The organism is Burkholderia sp. AU16741 (assembly GCF_002223345.1).
Lineage (GTDB): Bacteria > Pseudomonadota > Gammaproteobacteria > Burkholderiales > Burkholderiaceae > Burkholderia > Burkholderia sola.
Genome location: NZ_NKEZ01000003.1, coordinates 322,551 through 345,692, shown reverse-complemented (window position 1 = coordinate 345,692; position 23,142 = coordinate 322,551). Strand labels below are relative to the sequence as shown.

General features: G+C 59.1%; 17 protein-coding genes. All 17 read right to left on the bottom strand.

Annotation, left to right across the window (positions count from 1 at the left end):
- Positions 1-2: 2 nt before the first annotated feature.
- The 17 genes from CFB89_RS03960 to CFB89_RS03880 all read right to left on the bottom strand — a co-directional run bounded on the left by CFB89_RS03960 (position 3) and on the right by CFB89_RS03880 (position 22,769).
- Positions 3-968: an SDR family oxidoreductase gene (locus CFB89_RS03960; protein ID WP_089467902.1), complete on the bottom strand. Its 966-nt coding sequence runs from the start codon at positions 966-968 to the stop codon at positions 3-5.
- Positions 969-1,493: 525 nt separating this feature from the next.
- A complete protein-coding gene (locus tag CFB89_RS03955) occupies positions 1,494-2,684 on the bottom strand; it encodes a glycosyltransferase (RefSeq protein ID WP_089466819.1) in 1,191 nt (396 codons plus the stop codon).
- A complete protein-coding gene (locus CFB89_RS03950) occupies positions 2,681-3,745 on the bottom strand; it encodes a glycosyltransferase family 1 protein (protein WP_256979573.1) in 1,065 nt (354 codons plus the stop codon). The genes CFB89_RS03955 and CFB89_RS03950 overlap by 4 nt, the downstream gene beginning before the upstream one ends.
- A 202-nt stretch (positions 3,746-3,947) precedes the next feature.
- The gene (locus CFB89_RS03945; RefSeq protein ID WP_089466817.1) at positions 3,948-4,865 is read right to left on the bottom strand and encodes an NAD-dependent epimerase/dehydratase family protein; all 918 of its coding nucleotides are present in this window, start codon (positions 4,863-4,865) and stop codon (positions 3,948-3,950) included.
- A complete protein-coding gene (gmd, locus tag CFB89_RS03940; protein ID WP_089466816.1) occupies positions 4,843-5,883 on the bottom strand; it encodes a GDP-mannose 4,6-dehydratase in 1,041 nt (346 codons plus the stop codon). The genes CFB89_RS03945 and gmd overlap by 23 nt, the downstream gene beginning before the upstream one ends.
- Before the next feature lie 12 nt (positions 5,884-5,895).
- A complete protein-coding gene (locus CFB89_RS35230) occupies positions 5,896-7,239 on the bottom strand; it encodes a glycosyltransferase family 1 protein (RefSeq protein ID WP_256979572.1) in 1,344 nt (447 codons plus the stop codon).
- Positions 7,220-9,619, bottom strand: coding sequence for a glycosyltransferase (locus CFB89_RS35225; protein WP_256979569.1), 2,400 nt, complete (start codon positions 9,617-9,619; stop codon positions 7,220-7,222). Before CFB89_RS35225 ends, CFB89_RS35230 begins: the two co-directional genes overlap by 20 nt.
- The gene (locus CFB89_RS03930) at positions 9,619-10,947 is read right to left on the bottom strand and encodes a methyltransferase domain-containing protein (RefSeq protein WP_089466815.1); all 1,329 of its coding nucleotides are present in this window, start codon (positions 10,945-10,947) and stop codon (positions 9,619-9,621) included. The genes CFB89_RS35225 and CFB89_RS03930 overlap by 1 nt, the downstream gene beginning before the upstream one ends.
- A 372-nt stretch (positions 10,948-11,319) precedes the next feature.
- Positions 11,320-12,765, bottom strand: a complete 1,446-nt coding sequence (locus tag CFB89_RS03920) for a mannose-1-phosphate guanylyltransferase/mannose-6-phosphate isomerase (RefSeq protein WP_089466813.1) — start codon at positions 12,763-12,765, stop codon at positions 11,320-11,322.
- 234 nt (positions 12,766-12,999) lie between these two features.
- Positions 13,000-13,896, bottom strand: coding sequence for a dTDP-4-dehydrorhamnose reductase (gene rfbD, locus CFB89_RS03915; protein WP_089466812.1), 897 nt, complete (start codon positions 13,894-13,896; stop codon positions 13,000-13,002).
- Entirely contained in the window at positions 13,893-14,444 is a 552-nt protein-coding gene (rfbC, locus tag CFB89_RS03910) for a dTDP-4-dehydrorhamnose 3,5-epimerase (protein ID WP_089466811.1), read from the bottom strand. The genes rfbD and rfbC overlap by 4 nt, the downstream gene beginning before the upstream one ends.
- Positions 14,429-15,322: a glucose-1-phosphate thymidylyltransferase RfbA gene (gene rfbA / locus CFB89_RS03905; RefSeq protein WP_089466810.1), complete on the bottom strand. Its 894-nt coding sequence runs from the start codon at positions 15,320-15,322 to the stop codon at positions 14,429-14,431. The genes rfbC and rfbA overlap by 16 nt, the downstream gene beginning before the upstream one ends.
- Before the next feature lie 11 nt (positions 15,323-15,333).
- Positions 15,334-16,395: a dTDP-glucose 4,6-dehydratase gene (gene rfbB / locus CFB89_RS03900; protein WP_089466809.1), complete on the bottom strand. Its 1,062-nt coding sequence runs from the start codon at positions 16,393-16,395 to the stop codon at positions 15,334-15,336.
- Positions 16,396-16,955: 560 nt separating this feature from the next.
- Positions 16,956-17,729: a sulfotransferase domain-containing protein gene (locus CFB89_RS33965; protein WP_144030056.1), complete on the bottom strand. Its 774-nt coding sequence runs from the start codon at positions 17,727-17,729 to the stop codon at positions 16,956-16,958.
- Positions 17,730-18,193: 464 nt separating this feature from the next.
- On the bottom strand, positions 18,194-20,449 hold the full coding sequence (locus CFB89_RS03890) for a glycosyltransferase (RefSeq protein WP_256979568.1): 2,256 nt from the start codon (positions 20,447-20,449) through the stop codon (positions 18,194-18,196).
- Positions 20,392-21,747 (bottom strand): FkbM family methyltransferase, encoded by a 1,356-nt coding sequence (locus CFB89_RS03885; RefSeq protein ID WP_089466807.1) that lies wholly within the window; start codon positions 21,745-21,747, stop codon positions 20,392-20,394. The genes CFB89_RS03890 and CFB89_RS03885 overlap by 58 nt, the downstream gene beginning before the upstream one ends.
- Positions 21,748-21,833: 86 nt before the next feature.
- Positions 21,834-22,769 carry a GDP-L-fucose synthase gene (locus CFB89_RS03880; RefSeq protein ID WP_089466806.1) on the bottom strand — a complete coding sequence of 312 codons (936 nt, stop codon included), beginning with the start codon at positions 22,767-22,769 and terminating at the stop codon, positions 21,834-21,836.
- Positions 22,770-23,142 lie beyond the last annotated feature (373 nt).

Sequence of the window (23,142 nt, the reverse complement as noted above, 5' to 3'; positions counted from 1 at the left end):
GGCTATTGTTGTGTATCGCGCGAACGATACCATGCAGCGGTCGCTTCGAGGCCCTCGCGAATCGTATAAGGCGGTTGCCAGCCAAGCACGCGCTTGATCCGGCCCGTATCGAGCTGCAGGCTGCCGGTCAGGCGGTCTATCGCCGCGCTGCGGCCGGTCAGCTTGCCGAGCGCACGCAGCAACGCAGCCGGAACCGGCAGAAGCCGCGCCGGCTTGCCAAGAGCGTCGCCGACCAGACGCAACAGGCCCGTGACGGACGGTGCGTCGTCGTCGGCGACGTGGAAGCATTCGCCGGCCGCGCGCGGGTCCGTCGCGCATTGCAGCATCGCATCGGCGAGATTGTCCACGTAGACGATGCTGCGACGCGAGGCGACGGAACCGAGCGGCAGCGGCATCCCGCGCGCCACCGCGTCCATCATACGCAGAAAATTGGCACGGACGGACGGGCCGTAGACGAGCGGCGGTCGCACGACGACGACATCGAGCCCGGCCGATGCGCCGAACAGCGCGAGTTGCTGCTCCGCGCGCAGCTTCGAGCGGCCGTATGCGTCCTGTGGGTTCGGGCGAGTGCTTTCGGACAGCGGTGTGCCGCCGTCGCTTTCGCCCACCGCCTTGATGCTGCTCGCGTACACGATCCGACGCACGCCATGCTTGCGCGCGGCTTCGGCGAGACGCAGCGTGCCGGCGACGTTGGTCGCGTCGAATGCGGCGTCGGGATCGGGCGACTCGTCGCGCATGACGTGCACGCGCGCGGCGAGGTGGATCACGCAATCGGCGGTTAGGTCGGCCGGCCATCCTTCGGCGAGGCCATCGAAATCGGCGCCGCCATGCACCCACTCGCGTACGCCGTCGACACATCCGCCCGGCCGCCGCACCAGTGCGGTGACAGCGTGCCCGGCGGCTAGCGCGCGACGGCAAACCGCGCGGCCGACGAAACCGTTCGCGCCGGTGACAACGAGATGCGTCATGGTCGCCTCCAACTCAACCGACGGACATCGCTACATAACCGCCCGATGCCACTGCCGATGACCACGCACGAAATCGAAGCGACAGGCTCGCGCTTTACAACGCCACGCGCTGCATGGCACGCGGGACTGCCGGTGCCCAACGGGCGCGCGCATACGGGAAGGGGGCCAAAGACGAACACAGATGGCTCTCGAAAACGAGGGGGATATCGATCGTGGACACCGTCATCTATTCGCATCACCGCGCAGGCGGCCGTGGCGAGGCCGATACGAATCGATACGTGTCTCCGAATCGGACGTCAATGCTGCGTCGCTGATGTGACCGGGACCGCTCTCTCCCCGGACGCGGCATCGTGAAAAAAGACGCCACCGGCATCGGCATCCGATCGGACGCGTGCCAAATTGTAACCGCGCCGGCTCATGACCTCCAAGCGGGCGCGTCGAACAGCCGGGCCGATGGCACTCGAACCGCTACTTGCAAGCGAGCCGTGCGCGCATCGGCCACGACAATCTTGGGCACGACAGCGATCAAGCCAGCAATGCGTTCACCTTTTCGACGAGCGGCGCAATCATTCGCTCCCACCCATGCTCACGTTCGACGAAGGTTCGCGCTCGCGCCGCCATCTCTGCCGACGCGGCCTCGTCGGCAACGAGCTGTTCGATGCAATCGACAAATTCCTCCGGAGTGTCGGCAATCAACAGTTCCCGGCCTCCTTCCGCGCCCAGGCCCTCATGACCCAGCGGCGTGGTGACGACGGGCAGCCCGAGCGCCATGTACTCGAGAATCTTGTTCTGCACCCCGGCGCCGATGCGCATCGGACATACGCCGATTGCGCCGTCGGACGCAGCTTGCGCAACCGACTCGACCCGACCGGTTACTTCGACGCCCTCGTATGCGCGAAATCGTTCGGCGAGTGCAGGTACGATCGACCCCACGATCCGGAAACGGTAGTCGGCACGCTTGCGCAGCAATGGCAACACGGCCCCGGCGAAAAAGTGACACATATCCTGGTTCTGGACCGTGCGCATGTCGCCGATGAAAATCACGAGCCGGCTTGCCATGCTGCGCGCCGTGTACGGCAGGTCCGACAGATCCACACCGTTCGAGCACACCATCACGTTCTTGCCTGACGCGTCGGGAAACAGGTAGTCGCGATCGGTCCTGGAAACCAGCACCGAGAGATCGAAGTCGTCGACGATCGTGCGCTCGTAGTCGAGCAGGCGCTTTGCCTCGATACCGAACACGCGCGACTTCAGCCCGCGTGCATTCTTCAACTGCTTCACGCGACTGTAGTTGAGCGAGATCGCGTCCGTCATTTCCAGGATGCGCGGCTTGTCCGACTTGCGTACATATTCGGCACAGCGCACGAGATGCACGAATACGCCATCATGTGACGACAGCAATCTCGCCACCGCCACCGCAAACTCGCGGCTCCGGTAATACGCGACCTGCAACGGCGTGCGAGTCGGCAACGCGAACAGTGTATTGACGTACGATCGCCGGCGCGACAGGAAGACCCGTTCGACGCGGTCGAACACCCCGTCGTCCGGCAACGCGGCATGCATTTCTTCGTCGGTCTCGCACATGCTCAGCAGCGTCAGTGAGTAATGGCGGGACAGCACGCGACAAAGATGGTAGATCCGTAGCTTGTCGCCGCCGATCACCGGATAGGGAAACCGCGGCGTCAGCACCAGCAGTTTCTTCTTGTTCTGGCTCATGACAGACGGGCCCAGAAATCCTGAATCAATGGGCTAACGGCAGACGCCGAAAAGGTGCGCGCCCGGTCCATGCCGGCACCGACCGCCACGTCGAATCGCGTGCTGTCGCCCCATACGTTGCGGATCTGTTCGGCCATGTCCTCGACCGAATAAGGATCGAACTGCAGACCGCAATCGCCGACGATCTCGGGCATCGACGTCGTGTTGCTGCATGCGACAGGCGTACCGGACGCCATCGCCTCCAGCAATGGAATCCCGAACCCTTCGAACAACGACGCAAAGACGAACGCGCGGGCTTGGCGGTACTGATGCCGCAGATCCTCTCGCGACACGTAGCCCAGCAGTTCGACGACGCCTCCCAGCCCGAGCGCTTCCGCTCTCCCGAGAAAGTGCGCGTGATGATCGGACTTGATTCCCGCGATCCTGAGCCGTGCGTCATCGCCCAGCTCGGGCCTCGCCATCGCGAACGCCTGCAGCAAGCGGTCAACATTCTTGCTGGGCACTTCGCCCGCCACCGTGAACAGATACGGCTGGCGGGCAGACCGACTGACCGGCGGCGCGAACCAGTCGTCCGAAATTGTGCACGGAATGACAGGAACGTCCGCCTCGCGCAGCCCGAACCGCTCCATCAACTCTCGCTGCGTGAAGCGTGAGATGGTGAGCACGGCGTCGGCCCGGCGAACCAGCCGCGGCACCACTTGACGACGGTAGACTCGCCCAACAGTCTGATACAGCGATCGCGCCGGCGGCAACACATGCCACGGCTTCATGTAGATCAGGTCATGGACAACCGCGATCACCCGGGTGTTGCCCGTGGACCGCAGGGGTCCCGTGTTATACGGGCATAGCAGGTAGTCGAGCTTCTGTTCACGGCACAAGCGTGGCAACTCGACCTGCTCCCACCACGGGAAGAAACCGTGTCCGTCACTGACGAATGGCCATTCCTCGGCACTCACGCCACTCGGTGCCAGACCCAGCACCGACGCGCTGACCGGTTCCACCAGTTGTCGGGCGAATCGCCCCATGCCGCGGTAGTTGCCCACCATCCAGGTGATATCCACCCCCAACTTCACGTGCTGCTCCTCATCCGAGCCGACTCATCAGCAACGCGAACGCGGCCACCGAACGCAGAGAATCGTACAATCCGGCTGAACGAGGTCGATACCTCGTCACACCCTGCACGTTCAACAAACTGCCGACACGCGCCCGGCAAGACGACGTACGCTTCACGCGAGACCGACGCAACCATAGCGAAACCAATTCTCACCCACGCCCCGCTTCGAACATCCAGCGCAACGTACTCTCCAGCGGAATGTCGCCGAGCGGCCCGATAGCGGCCTGCAACCGCGCACCATCGCCCTGCAGTCGGCGCACTTCGTTCGCACGTACGAATGCGGGATTGACCTGGACGTCGATCGTATAGCCGGCGATCTGCTCCATCATCGCGATCACCGCCTTCAGCGACACCGCGCGGCCCGAACAAACGTTGAACACGCCACCAGCCGGTGCCTGTTCCAGCAGGCGCCGATAGGCATCCGCCACGCGCCGCACGTCGGAAAAATCTCGCTCGACATCGATATTGCCGAGTTCGATCGCACGCTCGCCGCGCTGAAAATGCCCGACTATCTTCGGCAGCAGAAACTGCGGCGACTGCCCGACGCCCGTGTAGTTGAACGGACGCGCAACGACGATCGGCAGCTTGTCTTGCCACAGGCGCGCCAGGTATTCCATCGCCAGTTTGCTAACCGCGTAATCGTTCGCGGGATTCGGCTCGACCGATTCGTCAATGGACTCGACCGCCGCGTTGCCATAGATATTGGCGCTGCTCGCCAGCAGAATCGCTCGCGGACGATTCGCCAGATTCGCGAGCGCTTCCAGCAGGTTCCGCGAGCCAACCACATTCGTGCGATAGATTGCGTCCGTATCACCGTGCGCGACGAACGAGACTGCGGCGAGATGCGCGACCACGTCCGGCTGCACGTCCGCGACGACCTTTGCCAGCGCCGCCCGGTCGCACAGATCGACCCGGTACATGCCGGCTCCGGTCGCCTCGGAGCCGTGCGTCGTGCCGAACACGCGATAGCCGGCCGCCTGCAACGACTTCGCGAGATAGTCGCCGGTAAAGCCGCCGAGCCCCGTCACCAGGGCGCGCGGGGCATCAGAACGAGAAGCCGCGTTCATTTCGGCGCAGATCCGCTTCGACCATCATTGCGCACAGCTGCTCGAGCGTCGTCTCCGGTTCCCAGCCGAGCTTCTGCTTGGCCTTCTCCGGATTGCCGATCAGCAGATCGACTTCGGCCGGTCGATGGAACTTCGGATTGACCCGGACCACCGTCTTGCCAGTGGCGACATCGACGGCGATTTCCTGCTCGTCGCTGCCCTTGAACTCGAGGTCGATGCCAGCTGCCTTGAACGCCATGCTCACGAAATCACGCACGGTCTCGGTACGGTTCGTGGCCAACACGTACGTATCCGGCTCGTCGGCCTGCAGCATGCGCCACATACCTTCAACATACTCCTTCGCGAAACCCCAGTCGCGCTTCGCATCCATGTTGCCCAGTTCGAGTACGTCGAGCTGGCCGAGCTTGATCTTGGCGACGGAATCCGTAATCTTGCGCGTAACGAATTCGCGGCCGCGCAGCGGCGATTCGTGGTTGAACAGGATCCCGCTGCAACCGAAGATGTCGTAGCTCTCGCGATAGTTCACCGTGATCCAATGCGCATACAGCTTGGCCACGCCATACGGGCTGCGCGGATAGAACGGCGTCGATTCGATCTGCGGGATCGCCTGCACCTTGCCGAACATTTCGGACGTACTTGCCTGATAGAAGCGGATCTTCGGATTGACGATGCGGATCGCCTCGAGCAGGTTCAGCGGGCCGATGCCGGTGATCTCGGCGGTTGTGACCGGCTGGTCGAAGGACACGCCGACGAAGCTCTGCGCCGCCAGGTTGTAAACCTCCGTCGCGCCGGTCGTCTGCAGCAGCCGGATACTCGCCGACAAATCGGTCAGATCGTATTCGACCAGATGCAGGTTCGGGTGCTTACCAATGCCCAGCTCTTCGATGCGCCAGAAATTCACCGAGCTAGTGCGGCGGTAAGTGCCGTAAACCGTGTAGCCCTTGTCGAGCAGCAACTGGGCCAGATAAGCGCCGTCTTGTCCGGTAATGCCGGTGATGATGGAAATTTTGTTAGACATAGTCGTCCTACTTTAAGAATACGCTTCAGTGCGCGTGAGAATTTTTGCCAAATGGCGGGCACTTTGCGCCCAAGTCAAGAACGGCATGCCACGAGACGAAGGCTCTTGCTGCTTCGCTCGAAGCTCGAGCCATGCCTTGAGCTCGGTCGCCAGATCATGCCCTTCTTGCGCGGAAAAATAAAATGCGTGCTCACCAGCCACTTCACGAAACACCGGCAGATCGCGCGCAATGATCGGCAATCCGTGCTGCGCGGCTTCAATCAGCGGCAAACCAAAGCCTTCACCATAAGACGCCGCGATCAGACACGAACTCGCCCCGTAGATTTTCTCCAGGTAATCGTCAGAGGCGTTTTCCAGCCAGAACAAATGGCGTCCCTGCTCGGTATGCGCCCGCAACCGCCCGACCAGATCCTCGACCATCCATCCCTGCCGCCCCACGATGACCAGATTGACGTTCTGATTCTCGCGCCACAGCCGGTCGAACGCCTCTAGAACCTGAGCGTGTCCCTTGCGAGGTTCCAGGGTCCCGACCATCAGAAACGTCGGGCAATTACGCAGTTGTTGAAGTACCTTGCCTCCGTCGCGCGGGATTTTCGAAGTCGTCGGGGAATTTTCGATATCCGCACCCAAATGGAACCAGTCGATCTCGAACGAGCCCGCCCGCTCGGGAGCGTGCGTCGCGATCCATGACGAAAGGTCCGTGGCCACCGCTTGCGAAATGCACAATGCGCCGTCATTCTCCGCCACGACGTCCAGCCAGCCCGTAAAACCCTCGGCGGCGCCAGGAACAAAGTATTGGGGGAGCAGCACACACAGCAAATCGTAGACGACAAACTTGACTTGCACGCCCTGCAATCGCAGATTTCGATAAAACGCTCGCTGCGCGGGGACGACCCGGGGTTGCAGATCCAGGCCGACAAACACGTCTCCTGCCGCATAGTCGATCGGCTCGTCCTGCAGATAGCCATCGTCGAATCCCATCAACCTCATCGTGAAACCACGCGCATAGCGATAGGAATCCTTGGTCGTGGCATACACCGGTTCCACCCGAAAGCCGTCGGGTGGAGAATCCAGCCATTCCCTCAGTAGATTGCGCACCACACGCTGGATCCCGCTCCTGGCATCCACCTGCACGAGCTCCGAGATATCTACCAGCAATTGCCGCTTGTTGTTGCGCGGAACGAAACTCTTCGCCACGCTCAGCGCCCATGTGCGCAACTCGTCGTCGCTTGCCGGGCCCACCCGACGCGCGATTGCGCGAGACAATACGGTCGGATTCGCGTCGGCCCGGAGATAGAATCGCTCGATGGCATCGCGATACTGCTCGGCACAGACGTCAGGTGCATGAGCGCTCAAGATAATGTCCCGTGCGCGCGCCCATTCGTTGTCGGCGCGACGGATCCGAACGCAACGTCTCCAGTGCGTCGATCAGTTGCTCGTCGGAGAACTCGTCCGGCAACATCCACACGGCCTCGAGATCCAGGTCCGCCATGCTTCCGTTTGCATTGACGATCGTTGCCTTGCCGTAATTCATGCAGTCCAGCACGGTTCCCGACGTCTCGCCACGTGACAGCGTCCGCAACTGGACGCCGACATCAACCGCCGCCAGATACCGACGGAACATCTGCGCATCGGCCCACCCGGTAATCCGGATTCTGCCTTTCTGGCCTGTTTGCCGGATGCTGCGCGCGAGTTCCTCGCCATATTCGGTCGGTTGATTCTCCCCGACAAAGACCAGATGACAAGCCGGATCACGCGCAGGGGACGATCGATTCCATGCGCGAAGCAACCGATGATTCAGCTTGGATGGCCCGAGCCCGCCGAACGCGCACACCAGGAAGTCGTTCCTGCCGATTCCCAGCGCATCGCGCGCATCGTCGCTGCTCAATACGGTAGTCGCATCGCGCATATGCGGAATGACGGTCCAGTCGACCGCATCCCCGCCGTACCAGTGGCGCGCCAATCGCAGCGAATTGGGCGAGTGAACAATCAGGCCCAAGCTCTTCTGAATCACGCCCAGGCTGCACGGATATTCCCAGACGACATCCGCGATGTCCTCTTTCAGATGCCGCGCCCTCAGACCGACATACCCGTGTGCGTCATACAGCGCCTTGGACCAGCAGTCGGAACGATTTCCGTGAACGGCCATGTGCGCGAGAATGCCCGACAGAAAGAAATCGTGCAGCACGACCACACCCGGGACGGTTTCCAGCAGCGGAAACATGTACTCGTGGAACGACGAGTTTCCGAAATGATAGAGGACACGATCGTAGGAATCCGCATGCTTGCGCAGCCACGCCGGTGTTTTCACCGAAACGTGCGCAAGCTGACCGGACGGAATTTGCCCCGCTTTATCCGTGTCAACGATGACATCGATATCGTAAAAGCGGGCCAACTCCGGCAGCAATTCCGCGCTGTAGTCGGCAATCCCCGTGCGGGCCGGCGGCAACGGCGACACGTAAGCCAGCCTGGGACGTTGCGCCTGAACCTCCGGCTCGTGCGATTCGGTCAGCCATGCCTCGCGCCTCCGCTCCATTGCATCGAGCGCGCAACGCCCGCTGCGATCCCACGAGAACTTCGCGGCCTGGCGCTTTCCCTGTTCGATCAGGGCCTGACGATAGTCCTCGTCGGTCAGACCGCGCTGCATGTGTTGCGCAATCGCTTCATCGGATCGGGGATCGAACAGCGCATCCTCCCATCCAATCACTTCCGGAACGCTCGATGTATTCGCGCCGATCACAGGCGCGCCGCAGCGCATCGCCTCCAGCACCGGCAAACCGAAACCCTCGTGCCATGAAGGAAAGACGAACAAACGGCACAAATTGTAAAGCGACAGCAGATCCTCGTCGGGCACGAACCCCGTGCACACGACATCGGCCGCGTCCAGTCCGACTTGCCGGGCCAGACGCGTCAGCGCGTCACGACTGGCCGGCTGAATCGAGCAAACGATCGCCAACTGGTACGACTTCCGCAACGCGGGTGGCAACAACGCGAATGCGCGAATCATGCCCTCGACGTTCTTGCGATGGTCGATACCGCCCGTATACAACACGAACGGCTTCGCCAGCCCGTACTTGCTCCGCAATGCCGCTTCACGCTCGGCAGCAATCTGCTCCGGACGAAACCACGCGTCGACGTCGGCGGACATGTTGACCGACCACTCGGCCGCAAGACCGAGATGTTCGATCCCCTCCGAACGCGACGATTCGGATATCGCGAGCCACAAATCTGCGCGTCGAAGATGTTCGATTTTCCCCAGGTACCAATCCTTGAATAGAGGATTCTCCAGATAAGGCTTGGCATAGAGGTATGGAATCAGGTCGTACAGCGTGACCGCGACCGGAACGCTGTTTTGAAGCGCATGAATGCTGGTAATCGAATCGTCGCCGAATCCTTCGAAGTGGCTGGCGATATAAATGAAATCCGGCCGCAGGCTCGTCAGAAACGCTTCATAGGTCAATTCGCTTGACTCGCGGCGCCAACGATTCGCTTTATCTGCATGGGCGACCGGAGCCACCGCATGCCAGACGTGAATGTCACGCTTCGGAAGTAATGCTTCAAATTCCTCACGCAGAATCCGGGCGGACTCCTCGAACGCGCCATTCAGGGCAAGTACGATTTCATGGTTACCACGATTCCGAATCATCGCCTTGACGATGGACTCAGTGTAACGGCCCACGCCGCGATTACGCGAATTGAGGCTCTGCGCCCCTTGCATGTCAACAACAATACGCATTATTCAATATCCCCAGTTTCGGGCGCGAGGACTGACTTCAAAGCCATGTACGCTTCGCGCGCGCGGGGCGTCAAACCATCATCATCGATCGGCTTCCTCTGCACCGACTGCGTAGGGGCCCCAACGACAATCCGAACGAGTCGCTGCTTCATTCCGGGCATCGCGCCCAACACTCGCACGGCCAATCGTCGCAGACGGGGATTGCGATTGACGTACGCGACGCTTCTGAACAGCACGCGCCTCATGCCGGATTTGCACACCCCTTTCGCGCTACGGGCGTACGTTACGGCACTTCGCATGGGCGCGGTGACACGCCATGACGTGCTGCCATAAACGGCCTGCAATTCCCCTGCAGTGTGCCGCGCCTCATCGGCCACCCGCTTCAAATCGCCGCTCACTTGATCCAGGTCGCCCCGGATCCGCCCCCAATCGCCCCGAATTCGCCCCAATTCATCGACGACTTGCATCAGCTCGCCGCGGGTGCGCGTCAATTCGTCATGGACCAGGCCCAGTTCGCCTTGAAGTCGCGCCACTTCGTCTTGGGTTCGTTGTGTCTGTTCGGCGATGGCTTTCTGCTCCCCGGCCCGTCCCTCCTCGAAACGAGCGGCAAGTTCGGCCAAGGACAGTCCGTAGTCGGCATCGAAGGCTTCGTCAAACAATCGAGCGTCTTCTTCACTGCAGGATGTCTGGGCAACAATGGCGTAATCCGGACTTACGCCGCCCAGCACATCAAGAAGATGAACCCGCACGCTCCCATCCTGCAACGAAGGGGGTTCCTGCAATCGAAGCCGCTTGACTCTGGCAAATCCGGCATGTTCGCCAAGGAAACTCAGCAGTTCGGAAGGAATCGGTTGTTTGTGGCTGGGGTCCAGATAGAAGTTGCAGCCTGCAACGACGATATTTTCCGGGTTCGGTGTTTCGAGAATCAACAGCCCGCCAGGCTTCAGTACGCGCAAAGCTTCGGTCACGATTCTTCGAACTTGCTCAAAGGACACGTGCTCAACGACGTGGAAAGCTGAAATAAGGGCGTGACTATTCGAATCGAGCGCGGCAAGGTACTCGATAGCGTCACCCAGAAATACTGGCAGACCGCGCCTCCGACACGCTTCGAGCATATCGGCATCGAGGTCCACACCTACCGGGGTGAACCCTGCTTCGACCATCAACTCCAACCATTCACCGCGGCCGCAACCCAGATCGAGTGTCTTCCCGCCCGGATGAAGCGTCGCCAAGGGCGCAATAAACGGCTGGTACTTCGCCAGTCGACTTTTGATCAGCCCCCTTGAGCCGCGATGCTGATCTTCGAACGCACGATAAAAGCTATCCACTACGGCAAACTCCTCACCGTCGCCTGCAGCCACGCCACACCGACGAATCTATCCATCACAGGCAAGCGGAGCCGGGGGAACCTCAGCTGCTTGACCAGGTTGACGCTATCGATGAGCGCATTCCGGGTGCGACTGACGATTTCCACGAACATGTTGCACGGCAACATGCGTGCATACAGGTGGATGCTGTACACGAAGCCGTTGTCGGCAACAAGCAACCGGGCACCCGTGCCCGCCGCGACGATCGTCGTCCGGCGAAGATGGCCCAGGCCGCGTCCGGCAGGGAATTCCAGTACCTGAGCCGGAATTCCCGCTTGACGCTTCCCACAACAAAGCCCTGAAGAATTCGAAGGACTGCCAGCCTGCCCGACGTTAAGCACGCCCGTACACATCTTCGAAGCGAACGATGTCGTCTTCTCCCAGATATTCGCCACTCTGCACCTCGATCATCACGAGGTCCAGCACGCCGGGGTTCTCGAGGCGGTGCTTGTGACCGGCAGGAATATAAGTGGATTCATTGGTGCGAACGAAGATTTCCCGATCGCCGTTGACGACCTTGGCCATCCCGCACACGACGATCCAGTGCTCGCTGCGATGATGGTGCATCTGCAGACTGAGGCTCGCGCCCGGCTTGACTTCGATGCGTTTGATCTTGAAGCGCGGCCCCTCCTCCAGCACCGTGTAGGTACCCCACGGGCGGCTCACGGTGCGATGCAGTTTGTACGCATCGTGATTCTGCTTTTTCAGGCGAGCGACAACCTGCTTCACGTCCTGCGCGCGATCGGGACTCGCGACCAGCAATGCGTCCGGCGTATCGATGATCATCAGATCGGCGACGCCGACCGCCGCCACGACACGATCCTGGCTCTGCACGTAGGTGTTCCGGCTATCGACGAAGATCGCTTCGCCAACGGCGCGGTTGCTGTCCTGATCCGGCACGGTCAGGTCTCGCACAGCGCCCCACGAGCCGATATCGCTCCAGCCGAAACTGGACGGCACCACCACAACCTTCGACGAACGCTCCATCACCGCATAGTCGATCGAGATGTCGGGCATCTTCTGGAACGACTCGGCAGGAATCTCGAGCATCTGCGCGGATTCCTTGTCCGATTGCAGCGAAGCCCAACATGCGTCGGCGGCTGTCGCGACGTCCGGAGCATGACGCGCCATCTCATCGAGAATGACGCCGGCCTTGAAGCAGAACATGCCCGAATTCCACAGATAGTTGCCCGCTGCAAGATATTCGGCAGCCTTCACCGCATCGGGTTTCTCGACGAAGCGCAGCGCAGCGCGGCCACTCCCGACCCTTTCTCCGGCCTCGATGTAGCCGAAGCCGGTATCCGGACTCGTCGGCACGATGCCGAACGTGACCACCTTGTCCTGCTTCGCCAGTTCGACCGCGCTCGCGACGGCGGCCGAGAAACCTTGCTGGTCTTGCACCAGATGATCGGCTGCGAGCACCAGCATCAGCGCATCGCGCCCGTACTTGCCAGCCACGTGATGCGCCGCCATCGCAATCGCAGGCGCGGTGTTGCGACCGGCCGGCTCGAGCATGAATACACCGGACTGCTGATTTCCGAGCGCGGCATAACCGAACTCATCCTTGCTCATGAAGTAGTAGTCGCGGTTCGTGACCGTCAACAGTTCTCCACGCTCCGATTCCGTGTTGTCACCAACTACCGCTGCTGCACGGCGGTAGGTTTTCACGAGCAGGCTCTCGCCGTCGGCAAGCTTCATGAACGGTTTGGGATGCCCTTCGCGGGAAACTGGCCAAAGTCGGGTGCCAGCACCACCGGACAGGATGACGGGGATTAACATCGCATTCACTCCAGAAATTTAGTATCCGTTGGCAAGGTCAAGGCCTTCGCCATTTGCATCAATACACCGCCGGCATCGGTGACAGCCGGGTCGCACCGGACCGGGCCGAAAGAGGAATTATAGCCGGCGAACCACCTTCCCCGGAAACGGTCGAGGCGCCCGGAACAACCTCCGGAGAGGGCCGGGACATTCGCGCGAGCGCCGACAACACGTCTCGGACGGTGTCGTGACCCCTCATTCGCTCAAGCACAGTTGCAATGCATCGCGCCAATCCGGCATCTGCAATCCGAATGCTGTCGTCAGCTTCCCCAACGCCATTCGCGAGTTGGCCGGCCGCCTTGCGGCCGTCGGATAGTCGTCCGAGGAAATCGGCACCACCCTCGGCGCACGTGAAGCCATCGCGATACCCAAGATCGCTTCGGCAAAGCCGCTCCAGGAGGTCGCTCCGGCAGACGTAAAGTGGTAGATACCGGACCGGCGCGCCCACCAGTCGGCGTCAACCGATGCAGCGCCCTGGGCGACGATGTGCGATGTCGCGGCGGCAATAGTCCTGGCCCAGGTCGGCGCGCCGATCTGATCCGCGACGACCCGCAACTCGGAGCGCTCGGCACCCAGCCGCAGCATCGTCAGCAGGAAGTTGCTGCCGCGCCGGCCATATACCCAGCTCGTTCGCAAGATCAAATGCGCACATCCGGTCGCGGCGATCGCCTGTTCCCCCTCGAGCTTCGTCGCTCCGTATACATTCAGGGGATTCGTCGGGTCGGTTTCTACATACGCTGCCGCTTTCGCACCGTCGAACACATAATCGGTCGAGTAGTGAATCAGGGCGCCGCCGCTACGCGCCGCCTCCTCGGCAAATACGCGCGGCACGTCGACATTCAAGCGTCGCGCGAGCTCGATTTCGGTCTCTGCCCTGTCCACCGCCGTATAAGCGGCCGGATTCACGATCAGGGACGGCTTCAGCTCCCGTACGAAAGCCCGCACACGATCGAGATCGGAAAGATCGAGCATTGACCGGTCACACGGCACCACTCGACCAAGCCCCTGGAGCGTCCGCAACAATTCGAAACCGATCTGGCCGGTTACCCCGGTCACGAGAATCGTCGACTGCTGCCTCGTATCCTGTCTCAAATGTAGACCTCGGCTTCGCTAAGTCGTGAGCCTGCGGCATCCTTGGCCGCCAGCAACGGTTCTACATCGACCGGCCATTCGATCCCGATCTCCGGATCGTTCCACACGATACAGCGCTCGTGCTCCGGGTACCAGTAATCGGTCGTCTTGTACAGGAATTGCGCTGCGTCGGACAGCACGACGAAGCCGTGCGCAAAACCGGGCGGAATCCATACCTGCCGATGATTCTCGGCCGACAGCACGACGCCGACCCACTTGCCGAAATTCGGTGAGTGCTTGCGGATGTCGACCGCGACGTCGAATACCTCGCCCTCCACGACGCGCACGAGCTTTCCCTGCGCGTGCCGAATCTGGTAGTGGAGGCCGCGCAGCACGCCTTTTGTCGAGCGTGAATGATTGTCCTGAGGGAATTCGACGCCCGCCGCCACGTGTTCCGCAAAGTCGCGCGCGTTGAAGCTTTCATAGAAATGGCCACGCGCATCGCCGAACACCTTCGGCTCGATAATCTTGACTTCCGGCAGCGCCGTCGCCGTTACTTGAATTGCCATGCAACCTGATCCAAAAGAACGTGTTCGAGATAGCGCCCGTAGCCGTTCTTCGCCAGCGGCACGGCAAGCTTGCGCAACTGCTCCGCGTCGATCCACTGTCTTCGATAGGCGATCTCTTCAGGACAGGCAACAACGAGCCCCTGACGCTTCTGCAACGTCGCGATGAACGTCGCTGCATCGATCAACGAATCGTGGGTGCCGGTATCGAGCCATGCATAGCCGCGCCCCATGATCTCGACGTCGAGCTTGCCGTCAGCGAGATAGCGCGAATTCACGTCAGTGATCTCGAGTTCACCGCGCGCGGATGGCTTGATATCCGCGGCGATGTCGCACACCTGATTGTCGTAGAAGTACAAGCCTGTCACCGCATAATTCGAGCGCGGCGCGGCCGGCTTTTCCTCGATCGACAGCGCATGGAATTGCTTGTCGAATTCGACGACGCCGTAGCGCTCGGGATCCTGCACGTGATACGCGAACACAGTCGCGCCCGACTCCTTCGCGTCCGCACGCTCCAGTTTTTTCGCCAGATCGTGCCCGTAGAAAATGTTGTCACCGAGAATCAGCGCCGACGGATCGTTGCCGACGAATTCCCTGCCGATGATGAACGCCTGCGCGAGCCCGTCCGGTGACGGCTGCACCGCGTAGCGGATATTCATCCCCCACTGACTACCATCGCCAAGCATCGCCTCGAAGCGCGGCGTGTCCTGCGGTGTCGAAATGATGAGTACGTCGCGGATCCCGGCCACCATCAACGTGGACAGCGGATAGTAGATCATCGGCTTGTCGTAGACCGGCAGGAGCTGCTTCGATACGACGTGCGTGATCGGATACAGTCGAGTGCCGGACCCGCCCGCGAGAATGATGCCTTTACGTGCCATCGACCATGCCCTCAAGTGCGTTGCGCGTAATTCGTCTCGACCCACTTGCGATATTCGCCAGACACGACGTCGTCAACCCAAGCCTGATTGTCGAGATACCAGCGTACGGTCTTCGCCAGCCCCGTTTCGAACGTCTCCACCGGCTTCCACCCCAGTTCTCGTTCAAGCTTGTGCGCGTCGATCGCATAGCGGCGATCGTGGCCCGGACGATCCGTCACATAGGTGATCTGGTCACGATACGAGCCAGTGGCCTTCGGACACGCGCTGTCGAGCAGGTCGCACAATGTATGCACGACGTCGAGATTCTTCTTCTCGTTCCAGCCACCGACGTTGTACGTCTCGCCCGGTACGCCGCGCGCAAGTATCTCGCGGATAGCACCGCAATGATCGCCGACGTACAGCCAGTCGCGCACATTCTGGCCGTCGCCGTAGATGGGCAGCGGCTTGCCCGCAAGCGCGTTCGCAATCATCAGCGGAATCAGCTTCTCGGGAAACTGATATGGGCCATAGTTGTTCGAGCAGTTCGTCGTCAGCGTCGGGAGGCCGTACGTATGGTGGTAGGCACGCACCAGGTGATCGGATCCGGCCTTTGTCGCCGAGTATGGGCTGTTCGGCGCGTATGGCGTCGTTTCCGAGAATTGCGGATCAGTCGGGGATAGCGAGCCGAATACCTCGTCGGTCGACACGTGCAGGAAGCGGAATCCGGCCTTGTCGGCATCACTCAGGCCACTCCAGTGCGCGCGCGCCGCATCGAGCAGCGTAAACGTGCCGACGACATTGGTCTGCACGAAATCGGCAGGACCATGGATCGAACGATCAACGTGGCTTTCGGCGGCGAAGTGCACGACGGCACGCGGCTTGTGGTCCGAAAACAGTGCGTCGAGCGCGGCGCGATCGCAGATATCGACCCGCGCAAATACGTGCTTCGGATTGTCAGTCAGCGACTGCAGCGTGCGCAGATTGCCCGCATAGGTCAGCTTGTCGACATTGAGCACGGCTTCGTCGTTGCGGTGTAGCCAGTCGAGAACAAAGTTGGCGCCGATAAAACCCGCACCGCCCGTCACCAGGATCATGAGACTCCCTCTAGAAATGTGCGGCACGCCCCGGTCGGGCGCTCGTCGCATGACATATCACGGGTGGCAACGCCCGAGCCACGTCAGGCCCGAATTTTAACCGGTCACCATGGTCGTCAATGTCACGAAGTGCTAATTTCTGCAAGAAAAAGGTAATTATAGGAAATCGCACCAAGCAAGAGTCATGCCTGTAACAAATTGATACTCCCGGGCGCCGGAAAAGTCCACCGGTTAAAGTGGTATCTAGCTCGCCCGCGATATAGCGCTCCCCCTTCTACCAGCGCGCCTTGCTTCCATCTACCTTCGCGACATTGCGGAACCCCGTCTCGTGGATTTACTACGTCCGAAAGATCCAACAGGGCGAGCATCAAAATCAAGCGCTCATCGCACCCTCACGGCGACACTGCGATGTTCTGCTCGCCATGCCGCGTAGCAGCACCATTTACCGACCCGAGTCGGCCCCGAGCGCTTGACGAAACACATCCCTCTATCGGGTGAGCGGGAATTCGCGAGGCATACACCCGCCGTCGCGTTGTGAAACACGACCAAGCGCCCCCCTGCTAAAGTCGCGCCATCCAGTTTCGATAGGCCGATGCACGCGTCAGAAAGTACGGCCCAATCGCGTAGCCCAAGGTATCAAAAACTCTTCGATGCCTTCTGTAGATGCGAATGGCGTCTTGAGGGACAATCAAACGGCGCCAGAGCCCCGGGCTTCCCTGCCACCCGTGCCGGTTCGGCGTCGCCCGCATCTTCTCGATACTGAGATGCGCCAGCCAGGGAACGACATCCTGTGCACTACCTCCCAATGCAGCGATCTGATTGCCCAGCACCACTTCCGGGTTCGCGACGGCATCTTCGTATCGAAGGCGAAGCACCTCTGGATCGTTCCACCATTGATAGGTGATCGACAGCAGATCCTCCGCTCCCATGCCGAGAGCGTACTCAAGAAATTCGGCCGAGGACGGGCTGGCGCTCGCCAATTTCCCGGGCAACTTCACATTCCCCTCAAGCCATCGGCTCGTTCCCGGTTCGTATCGAATGTAGTGCAGCGCCGACACAAGAACGTCGAGTGGATGTCTTGCTACCGTCAATACGCGAAATTGGTTCGCACGAAGCCAAGCTTGAAAGTTCGGCTCGCGATACCAATGGATCTGAAGAAAACACCTCGCCGGCAAAACGGCAGGGGCATCGAGATAATTGTGAACCGCGATCTCCTGCATGGACAGTGCGCCGGCGAGCGTTGATCTGATCCATGAATTACCGCTCCGCGGGGAACTCACCACCGCGATACGCAAAATTTCGCTAGTTGGGCAATCCTGAGCGTTGGTGGACAAACTATCTCCTGTAACTCACATATAAATTCTAGATAACGACAGGGCTCGCGCAGTGGCCTCAATCGGCGGCGTACCTTTCCATCTCATTCTGCCGCGCGACAGCGTACTGGCGGCGAAAGTCATGGCCCCACTCTCGAGAGTTGCATCGCCCCCCCACGCTCGTATCGCCTGCCCGTGTGGAATCAAACGTCCCACGGCATCCGACAATCTGCCGATAGGCCGTAGCAATTCGACTGACCAGCGATACATCTTACGGTGCGGCACCGTCAGTTCTGATATAGCGTCGCGCTTAGGGCGCAAGTCACCTCATAGTTCTGGCGCACTTGTCGCGCAGACGCACCAGCTTTGTCATGCGCACCAGCACTTGCTTGTTGGCCCCATATGTTTTCCATCAGACGCAACGACCAAGCCCGGCGCGCACTCCACGCTCCGCATGCCCTCGGCGCCACACGCAAAGCAGACATTCAGTGACGTGCGGACTCACCCTCTTCTGCGGAACAGAAAACCAGTTCAATGTCAGGATTCATGTACGACACTGCTGTCGACACATTGCTGACAATGTGGAGAAGCACATTGCAATATGCCATGGTCATCGCATCGCGAATGACTTCCCAAGCCATCCTAATGTTCCAGTTATCCGGATTTGCAGCGACCAAGTGCTGCACCTGGAAGCCTTCTGCACGACGCTCATCCGCCCCCAACTGGTCGTAGCGCGCGTCTTCGGCCTCCGTCGTTCGGCGGACATCCTCGTAGAAAAAGACCTTGTCGCCAAACTCTCCCTTGAAGACATTAATTACTCGATCCTGATCCGTCGCGAGAAATATCGCCCAGTCTGGTGAATCCTTTTTGAGCCCACGAGCATCAAGCTGACGCTTAATACCGTCTATATACGATTGGATGTGCGCGATTTTTCCACTCGGCTGCTCGATCACGTGACTCGGATGCTTGACGTGAGCCGCGATCATAAACTTCCCGGCAAATTTCTCCCGGAATTCATCCAATTCTTGCTGGTATCGAGGGCGCAAATGCACATGATCCTTGAATACCCTGTTGTATTGCGAGCGAATGCGTGAAAATTGACCGCTCTTATACAGCTTATACGCATGGACATAAGTAAGCTGCGGCTCACGCTCGTGATTGAACACCGCGACAGGAGGACGCCCCTTTGCGTACAGGAAGCTCTCGTCGTCCATGTCTGCGTCGCTGAGGCCATAGAGCGGTTCGAACAGCTTGGACCAGACATTTCCCTCATTTGGGCGCCCATAGCAAAAGCTCATGAACTGAGCCGTACCTGCGCGCTTGATCATGCGATCCACGTTCCAGTCAGGCAAGACCATATGACACCGCTTATCACGCTGATCCCACACCAAATGGCTCATGAATGCATTGAAGACGGAGAAGAAGCCGCCGTCATGAGATTGCACGACGGTGCGATCAACACCAGGAAGTGATGCTGAACGATGGCCCAGAAACCGCTCCACGGTCGCTGGCAATTCGGCCGGCAATCTGGCAAAACGCGAACCGCATTGCCGAGGCCGGAATGACCGAAGCTTGGTATCGATCAACTCACCGTAATTCAACTCCAGAGCAGTAAAACTGAACTCGGCAGCGAGTTGGCGCCGCGCGTGTACCGTCGTCGCGCTTATGCCGGACGAAACATATTCGAAAGCGTCCGTGAGCGCAGTGCCAATGTCGTCGATGTCCGCAGCAAATTGCCGACCGACTACAAGGTTATCGATTTCCGGGTAGCGTGCCGGCATCGCAATAGTAGCCGGTATAGAAAAAACGCCAGGCGCAGAAATTAGATCGTTATGACCACCGACAGCCGTTATTGCAAGCACTTTCCCTAATGCCAGGGCTTCTCGCGGTCCGATGGAATATCCTTCACCACGAGAGCAATTCACGAAAACATCACATTCCTCGATCAGTGAATTTTTTTCTTGATCAGTCAGGGGAGCACAGCTGATTACAATATTCGTTGCCTTTCTCGAGTCGACCAGTTTTTTGACGCGCTCAAAACTTGAGCCGATAGCTAGATTTGAATGTATCGTGAGCTCCACGTCCTGTCGATCACCGAAAGCACGAATGAACCCCTCGACAAGCGCCTCAACACCTTTACGCGCGTGAAATGCTGCAATCGAACAGAATTTGATCTTGCCATCGGACGATGCTCTATAGGGACGACTCAACAGTCCCTCAATGTCCAAGGCGAGTGGCAGTGTACCCACCCCTATCTCGACACCCGATCTCCGAGCCACGCCTTCCAAGTGATGGCTCATGAAGAGAGCGAAATCGAAGTGCTCGTTAAGCACTTTGACCCATTGAGACGGTAGTTCATCGGAATCGTAAGCGATATGAGCAAATCGCAACACCCCGGGCGGAACCAGGGTGTAATTCAAGTCATATGCTCCGTTCCAGAGCACGTCCGCATAGAAGACAACCTTTGCCTGCGAAAGATCAGTGCAAACGGGGATCACCGTCCCGTTCGGCAGTACGATTTCGCGCTCAGTACGGAAATGCGGCTCAGTCGGGAAAATGGAAACAGCATAAAATCGGCTCAACATCTCACACGCTGCATAAGTCACAGCGCCGATTCCAGTGCCGAAAGTACAGCGACCAATGACGCAAATCGAATTCGATACCAAAACTTGCTCCATTAATACTAGGATCGGCGACGCATCATGCGCTTTATGCATCTCATCGGGCCGGTCAATTTCCACGATGTGCTCTGGAACACCGCTTGCAGCGCGGCCGAAACACGCTCCTCTTGCAAGCGGAGCGTATCGACCATGTGTTCAAGCTCGTCGACCTTCCCCTGCAAGCGTCCCCGTTCCTGATTCACCCAAACAGCATGTCTGGATGACTCGTCGATCCTTTCCTGCAAGCGCACTCTTTCCTGGCTCAGCCAAGCAGCATGCCTGGATGACTCGAATAGTTCCTGGTAGGCGGTGTCACGCTCGACGCTGAGCGCTTGTCCGGACTTTTCACTCTCGGTCAATCGGGCGCGCAACTCGGCCAATTGGACCTGATGATTCTCGAGGTCTCCCGCACTTCCCGCAGGTCGCGCCTTGAGTTGATCGATTTCCTCGTGCGAGATCTCGGGATTCTTCATCGCGGGATCTTGGCTTGCGTCTTGCAAAACACCCTGCGACGCCTGCTCGTCATGCACCCGATCAGTCATGTGGTGATATGCACTGTTCAATCGCACCTCTAATTCTTCTCGTGCGCCCTTTTCCAAAGACCATCCGTCACGAGCCTCCTGCAGCTGCCGCTGCGACTCAACGAGTTGCTGCTCCAGATCCGTCGCACGCTGAATCATGTCGAATTCCGATGCTCGAATGAATCCGTCAAACCAGTTTGGCGGAACCATAAAGGCATGTTTCAATTCATCCATCTTTTCTGCCGACACGTAGAAGCGGTTCAATCCATCGAAATAGACGAAATGATATTCCGCTTCCTGCAAGAGACCTTCCCAGTCGTCATGGGACGGTATCTGGGAATTCGGCTCCGTGGCCTCGACCAGGATGATCCAAGGGCGAAAGGTATTGAAATCGGCACTCGCCAGCACCTCTTTTTCGTTACCTTCCACATCGATCTTGAGGAAATGGACTGGCCTCTCGCCGACATACGTTTCGCATATATCGCGCAATGTCGTGACCGCAACCGTTACCTGACTGATGTCCCAGTTCGCGTTCCTATACCCTTCGGCAAGCTTTTGAATACCCGTCGAAATCCCGTTACCGCCATCCACTGCGAAATACCGGGCGACCGTCTGCTTGTTCTCCACGGCGACTTGTAGATTGACGTCTTGAGGTCGGGCCTGGGCCAGCCTATTGAACGGCCCAGGCATCGGCTCGATATTTACGCCACGCCAGCCCCGCTCGTAGAATGCCGCCGTTACCGAATCTGCATACGGCTCGGCGGCGCCAACATCTATGTAGAATCCGCGATCGACTTTAGCGAGCGCGCGCCGGAGCATCACATCTTCATAGTTCTGCGCGTACGATACAAATTTCATCGATCAAACAACTCGAATGACCACACGTTAGAAAGATGGTGTGCAGCCTCTTTACATGCAAGCACACCAGAGGCAATACCATGCAATTACTTTCTGGCGGACGCTACATTCTTGCAATACCAGTCATAAGTAATCGCCAACGCTTCGTCGAACGAGAGTCTTGGTTTGAAACCCAACGCCGTCAGACGAGAGATATCGTATGCGCGCAATTTTTGGCCATCCGGCTTTGTCGCATCCCATTCGACGCTGCCACTGAAGCCCGAAATCTTGCAAAGCGTGTCGACCGTATGTCGAATCGTGTGCGATTGACCGGTCGCCAGATTGATTGCACCCGAGTGATTTTCGGCGATAAGGCGAAGCGCATACGCTGCGTCGCCGCTGAAGAGAAAATCCCGTTCAGCCTTCCCAGACCCCCAGACGGAGATGGGCTGCCCTAGAACAGATGCACGATAGAATTTCGACACAAGCGACGGAATGACGTGTCCGAACTTCTCGTCGAATTTATCGTGAGGACCGAAGAGATTGGTGGATACGCAAAATGCGTAGTCCATTCCGTATTGATCTTTGTAGGCCTCGAGCTGCGCAAGCATACCGCGCTTGCTGTGTGCGTACGGAGCCTCGGAATGATGCGGCGCCCCAACCCAGATTTCCTCCTCCGACATCGGGAGACGCACTTGATCAGAGTAAATAGCTGTCGAGCCCATGGCGACAAACTTCTTGCAGCCTGTTTGACGCGCAGCCTCGACTACGTTGGTATTGATTCGAACGTTGTCCAGATACGCGATGCCCCGATTGGACATATTCCCCATGATGCCGTACACCCGCGCCGCCATATGGAAAACGATAGTCGGGCGCAATTCATCGAACATTTTTTCAGTCGCATTTTGATCTCTAAGATCAACGTCACTGCTCGTGATTGCGACGACGTTCGAATACCCCGAGTCCGCCAATTCCCGCTTTAATGCATGGCCGATCACCCCACCGGCACCCGTGATCAAGACTCGCTCTTCAGATTCCGCCATTCCTAACCTCTCCAAATTTTAACCATTCACTTTCCCGTCAAACACCTCGCGACTGCATCGAGTTCAACGTTGGAAGAGCATATGGTGCAGCAAACGTTACAAACCGCAACAATTATACAGACACTACCCTACCGACTACCCTGAACCTCCGAAGGAGACGACAGCCGGTACGACAGGCCGTGGATTCCTCATCGCAATTGCTCGACGCGCTGTGGCTGGGGGCAGGAAGACGAAGTCGTCAAGCTCCCAAGAAAGATGCAAGCTGCAAGCAGGATGGTCCGCTACGAGCATAACTCAGCGCTTATGCATGTGGGCAATTTCGGGGACAGTGCGCGCCTGCCTTTCCAGGTTGTCCTCGCAGGCGCGGAGTGGA

What these genes read in the sequence shown, in the direction of transcription:
- CFB89_RS03960 (WP_089467902.1), bottom strand. Translation starts at nt 968, where the DNA reads ATGACGCATCTCGTTGTCACCGGCGCGAACGGTTTCGTCGGCCGCGCG.
- CFB89_RS03955 (WP_089466819.1), bottom strand. Translation starts at nt 2,684, where the DNA reads ATGAGCCAGAACAAGAAGAAACTGCTGGTGCTGACGCCGCGGTTTCCC.
- CFB89_RS03945 (WP_089466817.1), bottom strand. Translation starts at nt 4,865, where the DNA reads ATGAACGCGGCTTCTCGTTCTGATGCCCCGCGCGCCCTGGTGACGGGG.
- gmd (WP_089466816.1), bottom strand. Translation starts at nt 5,883, where the DNA reads ATGTCTAACAAAATTTCCATCATCACCGGCATTACCGGACAAGACGGC.
- CFB89_RS35225 (WP_256979569.1), bottom strand. Translation starts at nt 9,619, where the DNA reads ATGCGTATTGTTGTTGACATGCAAGGGGCGCAGAGCCTCAATTCGCGT.
- CFB89_RS03920 (WP_089466813.1), bottom strand. Translation starts at nt 12,765, where the DNA reads ATGTTAATCCCCGTCATCCTGTCCGGTGGTGCTGGCACCCGACTTTGG.
- rfbC (WP_089466811.1), bottom strand. Translation starts at nt 14,444, where the DNA reads ATGGCAATTCAAGTAACGGCGACGGCGCTGCCGGAAGTCAAGATTATC.
- rfbA (WP_089466810.1), bottom strand. Translation starts at nt 15,322, where the DNA reads ATGGCACGTAAAGGCATCATTCTCGCGGGCGGGTCCGGCACTCGACTG.
- rfbB (WP_089466809.1), bottom strand. Translation starts at nt 16,395, where the DNA reads ATGATCCTGGTGACGGGCGGTGCGGGTTTTATCGGCGCCAACTTTGTT.
- CFB89_RS03885 (WP_089466807.1), bottom strand. Translation starts at nt 21,747, where the DNA reads ATGAAATTTGTATCGTACGCGCAGAACTATGAAGATGTGATGCTCCGG.
- CFB89_RS03880 (WP_089466806.1), bottom strand. Translation starts at nt 22,769, where the DNA reads ATGGCGGAATCTGAAGAGCGAGTCTTGATCACGGGTGCCGGTGGGGTG.